This is a genomic window from Aequoribacter fuscus (genome assembly GCF_009910365.1).
GTDB classification, from domain to species: Bacteria; Pseudomonadota; Gammaproteobacteria; order Pseudomonadales; family Halieaceae; genus Aequoribacter; species Aequoribacter fuscus.
The window spans coordinates 2,798,815-2,813,368 of sequence record NZ_CP036423.1 but is presented as its reverse complement, the minus strand read 5'-3'; the positions used below and the strand labels follow the sequence as shown (position 1 = coordinate 2,813,368).

At 51.8% G+C, this 14,554-nt stretch carries 13 protein-coding genes; 6 read left to right on the top strand and 7 right to left on the bottom strand.

All coding sequences use genetic code 11. The annotated features are described in order from the left end of the window. Nucleotides 1-43: 43 nt before the first annotated feature. Nucleotides 44-835: an Ntn hydrolase family protein gene (locus tag EYZ66_RS12850; RefSeq protein ID WP_009576154.1), complete on the top strand. Its 792-nt coding sequence runs from the start codon at nt 44-46 to the stop codon at nt 833-835. Between the two features lie 76 nt (nt 836-911). On the opposite strand, the gene EYZ66_RS12845 is transcribed toward EYZ66_RS12850, so the two are convergent. From EYZ66_RS12845 to EYZ66_RS12825, 5 genes are all read right to left on the bottom strand, one after another. Beyond that, entirely contained in the window at nt 912-1,922 is a 1,011-nt protein-coding gene (locus EYZ66_RS12845) for a zinc-binding metallopeptidase family protein (protein WP_040816807.1), read from the bottom strand. After that, nucleotides 1,919-2,857 (bottom strand): alpha-E domain-containing protein, encoded by a 939-nt coding sequence (locus EYZ66_RS12840; RefSeq protein ID WP_009576156.1) that lies wholly within the window; start codon nt 2,855-2,857, stop codon nt 1,919-1,921. The genes EYZ66_RS12845 and EYZ66_RS12840 overlap by 4 nt, the downstream gene beginning before the upstream one ends. Then, nucleotides 2,854-4,305: a circularly permuted type 2 ATP-grasp protein gene (locus tag EYZ66_RS12835; protein ID WP_009576157.1), complete on the bottom strand. Its 1,452-nt coding sequence runs from the start codon at nt 4,303-4,305 to the stop codon at nt 2,854-2,856. The genes EYZ66_RS12840 and EYZ66_RS12835 overlap by 4 nt, the downstream gene beginning before the upstream one ends. Nucleotides 4,306-4,588: 283 nt before the next feature. Further along, nucleotides 4,589-5,386, bottom strand: a complete 798-nt coding sequence (locus EYZ66_RS12830) for an SDR family NAD(P)-dependent oxidoreductase (protein WP_158027007.1) — start codon at nt 5,384-5,386, stop codon at nt 4,589-4,591. 136 nt (nt 5,387-5,522) lie between these two features. Continuing rightward, nucleotides 5,523-6,620, bottom strand: a complete 1,098-nt coding sequence (locus EYZ66_RS12825) for a sterol desaturase family protein (protein ID WP_009576160.1) — start codon at nt 6,618-6,620, stop codon at nt 5,523-5,525. 165 nt (nt 6,621-6,785) lie between these two features. On the opposite strand from EYZ66_RS12825, the gene EYZ66_RS12820 reads away from it, so the two are divergent. From EYZ66_RS12820 to EYZ66_RS12810, 3 genes are read left to right on the top strand one after another with little or no spacing between them, the layout of a single operon-like run. After that, nucleotides 6,786-7,271: a (2Fe-2S)-binding protein gene (locus EYZ66_RS12820; RefSeq protein ID WP_009576161.1), complete on the top strand. Its 486-nt coding sequence runs from the start codon at nt 6,786-6,788 to the stop codon at nt 7,269-7,271. Beyond that, on the top strand, nt 7,264-9,471 hold the full coding sequence (locus tag EYZ66_RS12815) for a xanthine dehydrogenase family protein molybdopterin-binding subunit (protein WP_009576162.1): 2,208 nt from the start codon (nt 7,264-7,266) through the stop codon (nt 9,469-9,471). The genes EYZ66_RS12820 and EYZ66_RS12815 overlap by 8 nt, the downstream gene beginning before the upstream one ends. Next, nucleotides 9,461-10,456 (top strand): XdhC family protein, encoded by a 996-nt coding sequence (locus EYZ66_RS12810; protein ID WP_009576163.1) that lies wholly within the window; start codon nt 9,461-9,463, stop codon nt 10,454-10,456. Before EYZ66_RS12815 ends, EYZ66_RS12810 begins: the two co-directional genes overlap by 11 nt. 16 nt (nt 10,457-10,472) lie before the next feature. Here EYZ66_RS12810 and EYZ66_RS12805 read toward each other — a convergent pair whose 3' ends face one another. Then, complete coding sequence (locus tag EYZ66_RS12805) at nt 10,473-11,042, bottom strand: nucleotidyltransferase family protein (RefSeq protein ID WP_040816808.1); 570 nt, start codon at nt 11,040-11,042, stop codon at nt 10,473-10,475. Between the two features lie 182 nt (nt 11,043-11,224). Between EYZ66_RS12805 and EYZ66_RS12800 the strand changes: the two genes are divergently transcribed. After that, nucleotides 11,225-12,334: an ABC transporter substrate-binding protein gene (locus EYZ66_RS12800; protein ID WP_009576165.1), complete on the top strand. Its 1,110-nt coding sequence runs from the start codon at nt 11,225-11,227 to the stop codon at nt 12,332-12,334. A gap of 135 nt (nt 12,335-12,469) precedes the next feature. Beyond that, nucleotides 12,470-13,150 (top strand): TIGR00153 family protein, encoded by a 681-nt coding sequence (locus EYZ66_RS12795; RefSeq protein ID WP_009576166.1) that lies wholly within the window; start codon nt 12,470-12,472, stop codon nt 13,148-13,150. Nucleotides 13,151-13,212: 62 nt separating this feature from the next. On the opposite strand, the gene EYZ66_RS12790 is transcribed toward EYZ66_RS12795, so the two are convergent. Beyond that, nucleotides 13,213-14,430 (bottom strand): putative porin, encoded by a 1,218-nt coding sequence (locus EYZ66_RS12790; protein WP_009576167.1) that lies wholly within the window; start codon nt 14,428-14,430, stop codon nt 13,213-13,215. Nucleotides 14,431-14,554 lie beyond the last annotated feature (124 nt).

Below are 14,554 nucleotides of genomic sequence, written 5' to 3'. Positions count from 1 at the left end.
GTAAATAAATGAAAAAGCGGGGCTCAGGGAGTAGTAATTTCCTTTGGGCCTCAGTATTCTTGTTGGCGTTGTCAGCCCTTATTATCGCATCAACTTTATGACTTACTGTTTAGCCATTGCCCTACAAGAAGGACTCGTATTTTGTTCTGATTCGCGCACTAACGCGGGCGCAGATCGCGTTAGTACGTACAGCAAAATGCACCGATTTGAGCACGCTGGTGATCGTCAGCTTGTCTTACTAACAGCGGGTAATTTGGCGACCAGTCAGGCGGTTGTGGCACAGATGCAGCGCGACGCTGAAAATGGCGTTGAAGGTAACTACACTCAAGCCGCCTATGTTTCGGAAGTCGCGGATTACGTGGGTAAGCTTTGCCTCGCTGAACAGAGTAAATACGCCAACGGTGGCCCGAATGCAGGTTTTAATGCCGAGGCAACGTTCATTCTTGGTGGGCAGATAGGCAACCATGCCCCTGAGTTGTATTTGATTTACCCAGAAGGTAACCACATTACTGTTTCGGGTGAGCATCCGTTCTTGCAGATTGGCGAGACCAAATACGGCAAGCCGATTTTAGATCGTATTATCCGCAGTGAAACCGAGCCACACACCGCCATGCGCTGCGCTTTGGTATCGGTTGACTCTACCATGCGTTCTAACGCGACGGTTGGTCCACCGATTGAATGTGGGTTTTACCGCAAGGATTCGCTGGAGCCTTTGTCATCCTACGTCAAGCTTGAAGAGAACCACCCTTACTTGGTGAGGCTGCGCAAATCTTGGGATGAGAGTTTGATTAACGCCTTCAGCGGTCTGCCTTCACTTGCTGAGGTGTTCGAGTAAGGCCGTTTGTGCTGACGGATTCCTGCAGTGCTGCTAACGCAAATGCCGCTGATGACGATTGTTCGTAACGCTCATTCTATTCGTTAGCCGCGGCAATCGTGTCGTGTACAAACTCAAGCTTCTTAGCAATAGGTTCGGCGATCACAAAAGGGTAGGCGTCGTTGTGGCCAACCGCTCGATTCAACTCGTTTAAAGCCACCGATAGACTGCGCCATTGCCTGAGTTTGGTGTCAAAGTCTGCGTCAAAAGGATCCGAGCGGATAAAGCCTTGTCTATGCGCTGTGTCTAGCGCATCCATCATGTGTAAGTAATGCGCCCAGCTTTCGGCCCAATCTTCGACTGGGTGGGCTGAGGCATAGCGACTGATGTACTTTTGGTACCATTTTGGGTCGCCGCCGGTGGCGTAATAGGTCTCTAGTGCTTGGCCATAATCGCCTCGCTCGTCGTTAAAGCGCTCTCTGAAACGGTCTAGCCAGGCCTGATTTTCAGCAAAGCGCCCCCAAAAGTAGTGCCCAACTTCGTGGCGAAAATGGCCGAGCAGGGTGCGATAGCGCTCTTGCATATCCTCTTGCGCTTGCTTGCGGGCCACATCATTTGCCTCGAGGATATTCAGGGTAATAATGCCTCCGGCGAAACCCGTGGTGACAAAGGTTTCGGCGAAGTCCCAGTTAGAGCGTCCGTCTTCAATAAAGTCGAACAGCAAGCCATCGGCGCTGGTCCAACCTAAGGCGGGCCACAGTCCGAGTTGGTAGATACCAAACAACATGCGCTTTTTCGCCTGCTCCATTCGCCACCACAGCAGTCGGTTATCAGGTTTGGACTGGTCGGGGACCGTTCGATTAAAGCGGCATGCTGGGCAATAATCTTGCACGTCGTGTTCAGGCACAAGCCAGTTGCAGACGCCAAACTCTGTTGTATTGCGACACAGTTTGTAGTGCTGCCCGGCGCTTGACCGCCATGCCTCACCATCGGGTTTTAGGCTCTCAAGTCCGGTGTTTAGGTCAAAGCCCACGCGCGCGCCACACAGGCTACAGCGTTCGCTATCAAAGAACAGGGTGGCGCCACACTGGCAAGTTGATTGAATCATTCGGGGCTCATATTAAACCAAGTGTGTTGAATGATCGCGTCAATCTCCATCAGTCTCAGTTGTAGCGTGTCAATAAACTCGTGTAGTTCACTCACTTCCGCACTGGCTATTTTGAACCGGTCCAACTCTTTATTAACGGCTCGAACAGTCCTGAGGGCGGGTTGTGCTTTAGGGAGTGGTGCCAGCAGTTCAATCATGTCATTTAGACCAAAGGCTACCGAATTTGGAAATTTAAGAGACTGAAGCAAAAATGTGGCGGTCGTATCACGATCAATAACGGGCCCATAGCTCCTGCGGTAAGCGCTCAGTGCCAGTTGAGACTCTAACACGTTACCCCACAGTAAAGATTCAACCGCGAGGGCTTTTTTCCCTAAACGATGAATCGCTTTAGCACCTGTGTCGAGTATGCGCGTCGCCATATCCGCGCGCTCAATGACCCTACCCATGGTGATAAAACGATGGACGTGGTCACGATTGAGCGAGTGCTGAAACGCACTGAAAATCAGTTGGGTGCGTGCGATGACTTCCTCCAAAAATTCGTATCGATTGCGTCGGGCGACCGACTGACTTGCATATTCTTGAACGTATAAGTGCAGTTCGTTCACGTGCTCCCAAACGTCATCGCTGAGGACGCCTCGAGTGGTTCGGACGTTCTCGCGGGCACATGAAATTGAAAAAGGTATGCTGTTGGTCGAGTCATTCAGTGCTAATAAGTAGCGCATCACATTCGTTTCAGAGTTAGCGTTAAACCGCTGGCTGAAGGCTTCTTGGGCGTCGAAGGTCTCGATTAACACGTCCCATTCGGGCGACTGACCGATGGGTAAATCCATGATTAAGTGGGTAAAGGACTTGGTGAGTCTGGCAGTGGCTTGAGCGCGTTCTAAATAGCGCGCTAGCCAGTACAAGCGCTCAGCGACGCGGGACAGTAAGATCATGGGGTATCCTCCACAATCCAGGTGTCTTTACTTCCGCCGCCTTGCGAGCTGTTGACCACAAGCGAGCCTTTACGCATCGCGACTCGCGTGAGACCTCCTGGGGTGACCCATGTATCCGCCCCTTGAAGGATAAACGGCCGCAAATCGAGGTGCCTTGGCTCAATCGTATGATCGACGAAGGTTGGGGCGGTAGACAGTGAAAGCGTGGGCTGGGCGATATAATTCCGCGGATTGTCCTCGATTAACTTCGCGAACTTTCGGTGGGTTTTGGTATCGGCGTGAGGCCCCACCATAAGACCGTAACCGCCTGACTCATTCGCCGGTTTCACCACCAGTTTTTCCAGGTTATTCAGCACGTATTCCCGATCTTGTTCATGCATACAAAGGTAAGTCGGAACGCTGGCGAGTAACGGCTCCTCTTTTAAGTAATAACGAATCATCTCGGGCACAAATGCGTAGACCACTTTGTCGTCCGCTACGCCGCTTCCCGGGGCATTAGCGATTGCGACTTTGCCGGCCCGCCAGGCACGTGTTAGACCCGCTACGCCAAGTGCGGAATCCTCGCGGAACGCCTCAGGATCCATGAAGTCATCGTCAATGCGTCGGTAAATGACATCAACCCTAACGGGTCCTTCGACGGTGTGCATGTAGACAAAATCATCGTCATCGACAGATAGGTCAGCGCCTTCTACTAACTCTGCGCCCATGCCCTGTGCCAGGTAGGCGTGTTCGAAATAGGCGGAGTTGAATATTCCCGGGGTCAGTACAACGACGCAGGGTTTTGCTCTTGATCGAGGGGAGAGCGATGCCAGCATTCGGAAGAGTTTGGCTGGGTAATCATCTACCGGGCGGATGCTGTAGTGTTCGAATAGCTCAGGTAACACGCGTTTGGTGACTTCGCGGTTCTCGAGCATGTAAGAGACGCCAGAAGGTACGCGTAGGTTGTCTTCTAGCACATAGAATTGGCCGTCGCGGTCTCGAATTAGATCGGACCCACATATATTCGCCCACACTCCATGCTTGGGTGAAAACCCTACGCAGGGCTTTTTAAAGTTAGGCGACTCGAGCACGGTCTCAGCGGGTACCACGCCGTCTTTTAATATTTTTTGCCGGTTATAGACGTCGTCGATAAAACGGTTGAGAGCTTTGTTGCGCTGAACCAAGCCTTTTGACACGTGCTGCCAAGTCGAGGTTGGGATAATTCTTGGTATCAGATCAAAAGGCCAGGCTCGGTCGATATTCTCGCCATCGCTATAGACGGTGAAGCTCACGCCCATTTCTTTGATGGTGAGATCTGCCGCGGCTCGGCGTTGTAATAGAGCTTCATGAGATGAGTTACGCAAGAACTGGACTGCCCGCTTGGCGGCAGCGCGTGAGCGTCCCGTTTTGGTCAATAACTCGTCGTAGTGCTCATCTTGCTGGTAGGGTTGCCAAGACGATGTCGCCATTATTTGAACTCTGTGGTCGATTTTTTTCGAGAATACTCCAAAGTTTTTTAATCTGCTATAAGTGTCTGATATGCATTGATTATTTTGACGTATTTGCTTTTGATTGGTGCGTCATGCGCCCCAGTTTGCACTTGTTTGGTGCAATGATGGACACCTTAGTGCCATAAAGTAACCCGAGATTCAGAGCGTGATTTAGCCTACTGATAATTGCCAAAAACACAGTGTGAGGGCCCTTATGGCCCATTTAAATGGAGACCTCTTTCAAGCGTAGCTGAGCAATACGCTATAGGCCAAGCGTTGCATTGATGAGCGCCTGGCAAACTGGCTTATAGCTTGGGTGGGTGAATATCGCAAAGTCGCCCGCCTCGATACCCCGAAACACAATTTCAGCACAGCGTCTTGGCGAGATGGCTTCCATTAAATCAGGCTCTTCGGTTTTTCCAGCATCGTCAATTGGCCCATTTTCCAGGTTGTCGGCGATCAACCCAGAACCTGCCAAGATGGGGGTGTCTACTGGGCCCGGGCACAGTATAGAAACACCGATATCAGCGCCTTTTTCTGCGAGTTCCTGTTGTAGGGTTTCGGTAATGCCGCGCACCGCCATCTTGGTCGCGGTATAGGACCCTAAACCAGCACCTGAAATAAATGACGCCACTGACCCGGTGTTAACGATGTGGGCGCGCGAGCCCTGTTGAATCATGCGTGGCACAAAAGCCAACAGACCGTTAACAACGCCCATCAAATTGACGTTCACGACGTTTTGCCATGTTTCCACGCTTTGCTCAAGGACGGGCTTGTTCACAACCATGCCGGCGTTATTGAACAGTAAATTGACCTGTCCGAAACGATCAAAAACCTCGTCTGCTAAAGCCGTCATTTGATCGGCATCGCTAACGTCGATGGTCCTGCAAAACGCCTTAGCGTTGTGAGTTTGTAGCTCAGGTTCGAGCGACATGAGTCCCTGTTGATCTTTGTCGACCGCGATAACGATGTGACCTCGCTCGGCGGCCAGTAGGGCGATAGCGCGGCCAATGCCGCTCGCGGCGCCGGTGACTACGGCAGTGGGTGTGGACTTGCTCATGGCTTTACCTTTTATCATTAACAGCGATGCCTCACTCTAACCGCTAGTGGCGGCAGGCATCAATATTCAGCGTAACTGCAACTGTTAGATTTCTTAGTGCAAATGCGGTGCGAAACTTCAGACGAGGTGTGTCTCGTTAAGTCGTCTCCACCTGGGAATGATTTTCTATCGTGATTGAATTAGTGCTGGGGTATTTGTGCCACCGCGTAAACACATGCATCATTAAACCAAGCGTTAATGTCGCCACTAACACCACGACAGCGCCAAGTTGCTCGGCGTACCAAAGTAGCGCGGTAACTGCGATTAAACACAGCACAAAGCTCGCTGTAGCAAGTGCCTGTTGTGGTCCCGTTGCCTCCGGTTCGTATTTGATAAAGTCGATATCAAACTGAAATGCAGGTTTGGATTGTGCGTGCCACTCTGGCCCTTTCCACCACAATGCCAGTTTGTTGCCCACGCCTTGGGTTGCGCGCATCTCGGCGAAGCGTTCACGATAGACTTGCAGGTTGGCGGCAAGTGGACTCCAGTTGTGTAAATGCGAGCGCGTACCGTAGCGGCAGGGGTCGTTTTCATCTTCTTCCTGGAAGGTTCCAAAACATCGGTCCCACAGAATCAAAATGCCGCCATAGTTTTTGTCGAGGTAGGCGTCATTGACGGCATGATGCACACGGTGGTTTGAGGGCGAGCAGAACACTCGGTCGAACCAACCTAACTTGCCGACGTGCTCGGTGTGCACCCAATACTGGTACAGTAGGTTGATCAACCCAGCGACGCCCACGACCTCGGGTGGAAAGCCCAGCACCGCAAGGGGTAGGTAAAAAATCCAGCCAAACATCCAGCCGGTGCTCGTTTGCCGCAGGGCCGTTGATAAGTTGTAGTCTTCACTTTGGTGGTGCACAGCATGCGCCGCCCAGAATACGGTGATTCGATGGCCCGCGCGATGATTCCAGTAATAGGCTAAGTCGTATAAAACGATTGCTGCGACCCAAACCCACAAGGCGTCGGCCGACAGGGGCGACAGTGCCAAGTACGGATAGGCCATGGCATACACCGCAAAGCCCAGTGCTTTGACAGAAACATTCACAAGCTGACTGAGCATGCCGGCACTTATGCTACTCATGGCATCGTAAAGTCGGTATGTGTTTTTGTTGCGCGCAATGCCCACCAACAATTCCATGCCGATTAAGGCAAAGAAAACGGGTATCGCAAGCACAATGACTTGTGACTCGGTCATGCTGAGAACTCGAATATCGGATCGTTATGGTTTAGGCGCTTAATGTCGCCAGATCTGTGCTATAAATCAAGACTAAATACTTTTGCAGGTGGACTAAGCGTCCATCTTGCTCCGTGAGGCGTAACAAGGTACAAGTTTAGCCACAAAGACGAATAAGGAACTTTCATGCAAATCACCATCAATGGACAGCAGTATTCGGTGGATGTCGCGCCCGATACGCCGCTACTTTGGTTTATACGCGATACGCTCGGCCTAACGGGGACCAAATACGGGTGTGGTATCGCGCAGTGCGGCGCTTGCACGGTGCATTTGAATGGTGCGCCGATTCGTTCCTGCGTTACTCCAGTGGCGGCAGCTCAAGGCGCACAAGTCACGACGATCGAGGGCTTGGCGCAAGACGGGCAATTGCATCCTGTGCAGCAAGCTTGGTTAGATTTGCAGGTGCCACAGTGTGGCTACTGTCAGTCAGGCCAGATCTTATCTGCGGTGGCTTTACTCGAGACTAACCCCAACCCAAGTGATGAAGATATTAATACGGCTATGTCGGGGAATATCTGTCGCTGCGGTATGTATTCGCGCATTCGCGCAGCCATAAAACAAGCCGCTGGTGTGCAGATGTTCGATCCTGCCGTGGAGGTGGCCAATGGGTAAGTGGACGCGCAGAGGGTTTATCACCGCCGGTGTTATCGGTGGGGGCGCATTAGTGGTGGGCGTTGCACTGCGCCCGGGCAATCGCAACGATAAGCTTCGCCCCTACGTCGAGGGGCCTGATGAAGTACTGGTGAACACCTGGCTGAAAATTGACTCAGCCAATCGCGTGACGGTGATCGTGCCGCATTCGGAGATGGGGCAGGGTGCGCAAACCGTCTTGGCCCAAATGTTGGCCGATGAATTGGATGCAAAGTGGGACGACGTCAGCATCTTGGAAGCCCCCGCGGAAGATGAGTATGCTAACTACGCGTTGGGCTACGGATACTTATTCGGCGGTATGCAGGTGCCCGAGATTTTGGTGGGTACCCTAACGGGGCTGACGCTGCAGGCGGGCAAGGCCATGCACATGCAAATTACGGGCGGAAGCATGAGTATTCGTACCACCGGTGAATACGGTATGCGTATTGCCGGTGCTGCTGCGCGGGAAATGCTGCTAGAAGCGGCCAGCGAAGTCTGGGATGTGCCCGTGGAGCAACTTCGCACAGATCAAGGTCAGATCTTTAAGAGTGACGGTAGTATCGCCGCGCCTTACTCAGACTTCGCGGCTGCAGCGGGTGAGAAGACACCACCGTACTCGCCAAAACTTAAAGAGGTATCGCAATATCGTTTGATGGGTAAGAACATCCCTCGCCGAGATTTGCCCGCCAAAGTCGACGGCAGTGCGATATTCGGGATCGATGTATCTGTTCCCGGGATGAAGGTGGCGACGATTAAGGCAGCGCCAGTATTTGGGGCCGTGATCGATTCGTTTGATTCAAGTTCGGCACTAACGCTGGCAGGTGTCGAGCGGGTGGTTGCATTGGATGACGCCGTGGCAGTGGTCGCCGACTCGTACTGGAATGCCAAAAAGGGCTTAGATGCCGTCGATATTCGTTGGGCGCAGCACGAGAACAGCAGCATAGATCAAGCCGCAATTTTTGAGCAGTTCGAGTCCGCGATTGATGCCGCTTTGGCGTCCGATGAAATAGAGCCCGAAGTCAATGTTGGTGATGCAAATGCTGCGCTAGCGCACGCCAGTTCTATCTTGGATGTGACGTATCGAACACCGTACTTAGCGCACGCGTGTATGGAACCTATGAATGCGACGGCCTCGGTGGTGGGTGACACCTGCGAAATTTGGGTGGGCAGTCAAAACCCCTTGGGTGCCAAACACGCTGTTGCAGAAGCCTTGGGTATTCCGGCTGAGAATATCATCATTCACAATTATCTGATGGGAGGGGGTTTTGGGCGTCGTTCCTTTTACGATACCATCGTGCAAGCCGCCAAAATTTCGCAGCAGGCGGGTAGCCCTATAAAGCTGGTGTGGTCTCGAGAAGAGGACATGCAGCACGACTTTTATCGCCCAGCGTTTAGCAGCCGTTTTCAAGCACAGATTGATTCGAAGGGTCAGCCTGTGGCGTGGCGTAATCTGTTCGTGAACAAAGGTGAGCCACACGAGGCTCCGCATATCCCTTACGCCATCCCCAATGTCTGGATTGGTTCGGTTGAAAAGCCAATGCCCATTCCAACAGGCCCGTGGCGCAGTGTCGATCACTCGCAGCACGCTTTCTTTACCGAGTCGATGATTGACGAGTTGGCGCACGCAGCCAAGCAAGATCCGCTGCAGTTTCGTCGAGCGTTACTGCAAGACAAACCGCGCCACCTCGCCATTATTAACCGTTTAGAAGAACTGTCTAACTGGCAGCAGGTTCTGCCCGAAGGTCATGGTCGAGGTATCGCGATACACGAATGTTTTGGGTCGATTGTGGGTCAAGTGGCAGAGGTCTCGGTGCGAGATGGCAGATTACAAGTGCATCGCGTCGCTTGTGTGGCGGACCCGGGTTTTGCCATGTCGCCCGATGGTTATCGAGCGCAAATGGAATCGGGCATTTTATACGGCATGTCGGCGGCCTTGAGCGGTAACATCGAGATCCAAGGCGGTGCGGTTAAACAGTCAAACTTTCACGATTATCCATCGGTTCGCATGGCGACAAGCCCAATAATTGAGGTCGATATCTTCAACAGCGGTGCGCCTACTGGGGGTGCAGGCGAGCCCGGTACGCCGCCCATTGCGCCCGCGATAACGAACGCCATTTATGCGGCTGTAGGTGTACGTGTGCGTGAATTACCGGTTGCGAAGCAGGGTTTTAATGTCGCTTAAGCTTCTGGTCACACAAGCGGAGATTATCGGAGCAGCGCTTAAAGCGGTTCGCCAGGGGCTTGATGCTTGGCTGGTCACTATTGTTGAAATCACCGGGTCGCTGCCGCGACCTCTAGGCTCGATGATGGTGTATAGCGAGATGGCGACTTTAGGGTCAGTCTCGGGCGGCTGTGTTGAAGAGTGCCTGATCGAGCGTTTGCAGTTGGGAGAGTTTCCCGCAGGTACGGCAAGATTAACCAAGTATGGCGTCGATGCCGATGATAACGAGCGCTATGGGCTGCCCTGTGGCGGTAAATTAACGCTGTTAGTCGAAGCACTGGGAGCGCGTGATGAACCTTGGCTGCAGGAATTGCACGCTACACTTGTGGCTCGACATTTTGTCGAGCGAGCCATCAAACTTGAGCCTTACCACTGCTCCTTGAATACCACCTCGATGTCGAATTCGCCGGCGGTTGCTTGGCAGCAAACCTGCGGTGTGCACCGGTTAGGTCCAGAGCATCGTTTAGTGTTGATCGGGGCGGGGCAGTTGGCTGAGACCCTGTCAGCGCTTGCTCTACAAATGGAGTATCAGATTATTGTGCTTGACCCGCGTCAGGATAAGGTCGACGAATGGCGGGGCCCTGACGTGAGTGTTCAGGTGTTGAGAGGAATCGATCAGCTCGCCGGCTACGCCGATTCACACACCAGTTTGATTACCCTGACCCATGACCGCGATATCGATGATAACGCCTTGTTTGCCGCTGCAGATATGCCCTATACCTTTATTGGTGCCTTGGGTTCACGACGTACAAGTGCGAATCGCAGCTCACGGTTGCGAGCAAGAGGTTTAAGTGAAGAGGCACTTGCGCGTATTCACGCGCCCGTGGGTATCGATATTGGCAGCAAAACACCGATGGAAATTGCGGTGTCGATCTTGGCTCAGCTCACCCAGCTTAAGCGCGGTGCTATGAGTCAGTCCGCTCACAGTTGTCTAAGCGTCGCGTAATCAGAACGAGAGATGGTCAATGCTGCCAGGTTTGGTAGTCTTTTTGGGTATCGATATCGACTAAGACGCCAGCATCGGTAAGATCTAACACATGGCACAAATCTGAGTGCTTTTTGATTAAGTCTTTAGCGCCTTGATCGCCCCTTAGTAACGCCAGTTCGGGCCACAGTGATTGCGAAAAACCGCGTGGGTTGCCCCACTGCTGTTGATAGCTTGGAATCACAATCGGGTGCTTTTGCAGTTCGTGCGCAATTGTCTGAAAGGTCGATACCTGCACCAAGGGCATATCAGCGAGATGCACGATAACGCCGCTCCAAGACCGAGGTAAGCTGCCAATGGCGTGAGCAAGTGTGTGACCCAAGCCCAGATCTGATTCCTTAATGCGAATACAATTTGGTTCAAATCTTTGCGCGATAAGATCGTCGTCTTCCCGACAGCTCAATGCAATACGGTAGCTCAAACCGCTGTCGCGGCACAGCTGTATTGATCGCTCAAGTAGCCGCGTTTCCCGCCAGGGCAGCAACCGTTTGTCGGTTCCCATACGGCGGCTGCGCCCCGCGGCGAGTATTAAAATTCCGACACTCATAGTTAACCTGCAAAGACAATGCCGTCGAGTTTGCCTGAATTCGCCTATTTTTGATACCGGGGTCTCAGGCGTTAATGGAGTGTTTAAAGTGTAAGTTAATGTAAGCATTTTTACTGAGGCGTTCATTTTAATGCCAATTAGAAGTTTTCGTTTTACACTTATTTCAATCTCGTGGAGCGCCGATGAAGTTTAGACTTAGCCTAGTTCTGTTGTTTTTTTGCAACACTGTGTTTGCAAACGATTTGCAATACGTTCGCGTTCAACTTGAATGGAAGTATCAATTCGAATTCGCAGGCTTCATCGCCGCCAAAGAGCTGGGCTATTATCAAGAGGCCGGATTGGATGTCGACTTGGTGGAATACGAGCCATCGGTCGACAATGTTTTGTCGCTGATACAGGGCGATGCGGATTATGTGGTGCATAACTCTAACTTGGTGGTACACGGTGGCCACATTGCGCCGGTTGTGGTGCTAGCCACCTACTTTCAGAGATCACCTTTAATTTTTGTAACCCACCCGTCGATTCGGACTCCCGGCGATTTGGTTGGCAAGCGTATTATGGGCACGACCGATGAGTTTCGTTATAGCTCGCTCGCACTCCTGCTGAATCACTTTTACGTTAACTCCACCAATTCCGATATTCGTGAGCACACCTTTAGTATCGATGACTTTATCCAGGGTAAGGTCGATGCCATGAGCGCTTTTCGCTCGAATCAACTCTACGAGCTTGATCGTTTGGGCGTAGCCTACAACGTGATTGATCCGGCGGATTATGGTTTTGTGAGTAGCGCGGTGAGTGTCCTGGCGACCCAAAATGCCGTGGTCCAAAACCCGGAGCAGACACAGCGGTTTGTTGAGGCCACGAACCGTGGTTGGGAATATGCGCTCGAGAATGTCGATGCAGTCATAGACATGATTTTGACGCGTTACTCTCAGCAAAAAAGCGCGCCGGCTCTGCGGTACGAGGCGGCCGTAACGGAACAAATGATGCAGTTAGACTTGTTCCCATTGGGCGCCACGAGTGACGAGTTGGGGCAGCGAATCTTTAAGCAATTGAAGCGAAGCGGATTGCTGCATGCCGATGAGCGTGGACTGAAGGCCTTGGCTAATAGTTTACGTGAAGCGATTTCTGAAGCCACATTCAGTAGCGGCCTTGAGGTTACTGCAAGTTTTGGCTTCGGTTTGTTGAACCCTGTGGTGAGTATCGATCGTAATATCACTAAGATCGACGACGCTCTGTTTCAAGCCAAAAAATCAGGGCGCAATTGCGCTGTGGCGGCGGATATTAATTAACATCATGGTAATACTGCCCTTTGTGACAAGTATTACAATTAGTTTACAGTTTTGTTACAATGCGTCTAAGAACCGCTTGTAGGTTCCTAAAAACCTTACCTTTTTAATCATACTCGTGAGAGTACGGAGCGAAAAATGTCGATTAGAATGCCTATTGCTGATTTGCTGGTTAAGTCACCAATCGAAACCATTACCCAACACATCGCCGCTACGCTGGAAGCGACCGAGGCGTTGATACCATTTCTAGAAGCCGAGTTCAGCAAAAGCTGGGAGCAAGCCGCAGAGCTTCATAAGACTGTGGTAGCCAGTGAACATCGCGCCGATGAATTAAAAGCCGAGTTTCGCAAGAATATGCCAAAGCGCTTGATGATGCCGGTATCGCGCACCGATTTGTTACGCCTGATTACATCGCAAGACAAAATTGCTAACTGCGCGAAAGACATCGCCGGCATTATTGTCGGGCGTCGAATGCGGTTTCCAAAGCCTATGCGCGCTGGGGTGCTCGATTTCGTAAGAACTTCCGTCGAGGCGGTTCGCTACGCGAAAGAAGCCGTTAATCAACTGGATATCTACGTGAAGTCTGGGTTCGGACAAAACAACCTAGAGCGTGTTGAAGCGGCCTTGGCTCGAATCGATGAAGCCGAGCGGCAAACCGATACCATGCAAAGCGATTTGCGTGCGCAGCTGTTTAAGCTAGAGAAAGACCTGTCGCCAGTCGAAGCCATGTTTTTGTACGAAGTCTTGGTATGGATTGGCGATATTGCCGACAACGCCGAAGATGTGGGTAACCACGTTCAGTCGATAGCGCTTAGCTAATTAAGCTGAGAGGTCACTCATAAAAAGCCCCGGTCTTTCGCAAGATCGGGGCTTTTTTGTGGCTAGTATTTCATCGAAAAATCTAGAACCAGGCGCTTGTAATCCAGCGGGTTTGGGTCAATATAGGTGGTTCTTTCGGTATCCGAGTACAACAGGTTAATAGCGAGGCTAGAGCTTGCCTTGTAGCTCAGCGTTAACTGTGACCCTTCGCCCCCGGTACCGCCACCCGCGAAATCTGAATCGGTGAGCAGTGCGACCGTGGCTTCGTTTTCAAGATTCTGCCAAGCGGCCTGAAAAGCCCAGTCGCCAGCATTTTTTGCTTTACCAATATTGAGGCCAAGCACGTAGCCCGTGTTGTCGCTATTCGCTTCGGTATTTTCGATCCAGTGCGCAAAGCCGTTGACGCTGCTGGTAAAGTTGGCTTCTGCGAATGCCTCAATGACGTGGTAGTCGTTCGTGAAAACACAGGATCCATTGCTGCAGTCTTGGTAGTTGCCCAGTTTGATGGTGTCACCCGACCAAAAGGCTTTGTCGCCAGAGAGATTGGCTTCGAAATACCCCAAACCAAGGTTTAACTTCGTGTCGCCTACTTGGGCTTTGTACATCCCTTGCAAAGCGTAGACTGCGCGTTCATTGCCGTTCTTACTGTCGCTCTCGAGCCAAAAGCTGCCGGCGGTCAATTCAAAGTCACCCGTCTCGGTTGTCAAAAACACACCCTCTGGACGGTAGTCAGAATCCCACACCAAACCGTATTTGCCTGGGCGATGCAGTGGGTTTTTCATTTTGCCCGCAAGCACGTTCACTTGATCATTTAAGGGGTAGATAACATACGCCATATCAAGCTGCAGAGCTTTGCTGGTGCCGCCACCGCCTAGGGTCTGATTGGTTGATGTTGGGCTATCGCCACCCGAGGCTAACGCGAATACGCCAGTAAAGTCATCACCTTTGTAGGTGAGCGACGCGCGCGCACGCAAGCGCTCGCGCTCACGCCGATCTGAGCCTTGTTTCTCAATAGATTCGTAGCGCAGGCGAAAATCGCTCGCCAGTGTCACTCGTGATTCTTGTGCTGATTTTACGGCGACGGGGTTCAGCTTGGTTAAGGCGGTCAAATCCTCAACCGGTATTGTTTGTCCTTCGACATCGGCAAGGCGTTGCTCAAGCTTCATAACCAGCGCTTTGAGTTGATCTAACTCGGATTTGAGTGCATCCACATCGTCACTACCGGCGGCGATTGTGTGTGCTGATGCGAGGACAAGAGCAAGTGGGAGTGAGCGGCGCATAATTATGGTCTCTTTATCGATGGCGGGATCCTATCGTTAAATTATGTCACTTTTATTACAAAGTGACATTTACGCTACATTTTTATTTCAGAGGCGTGTCATTAACGTGACGGTTTTGTGTAAT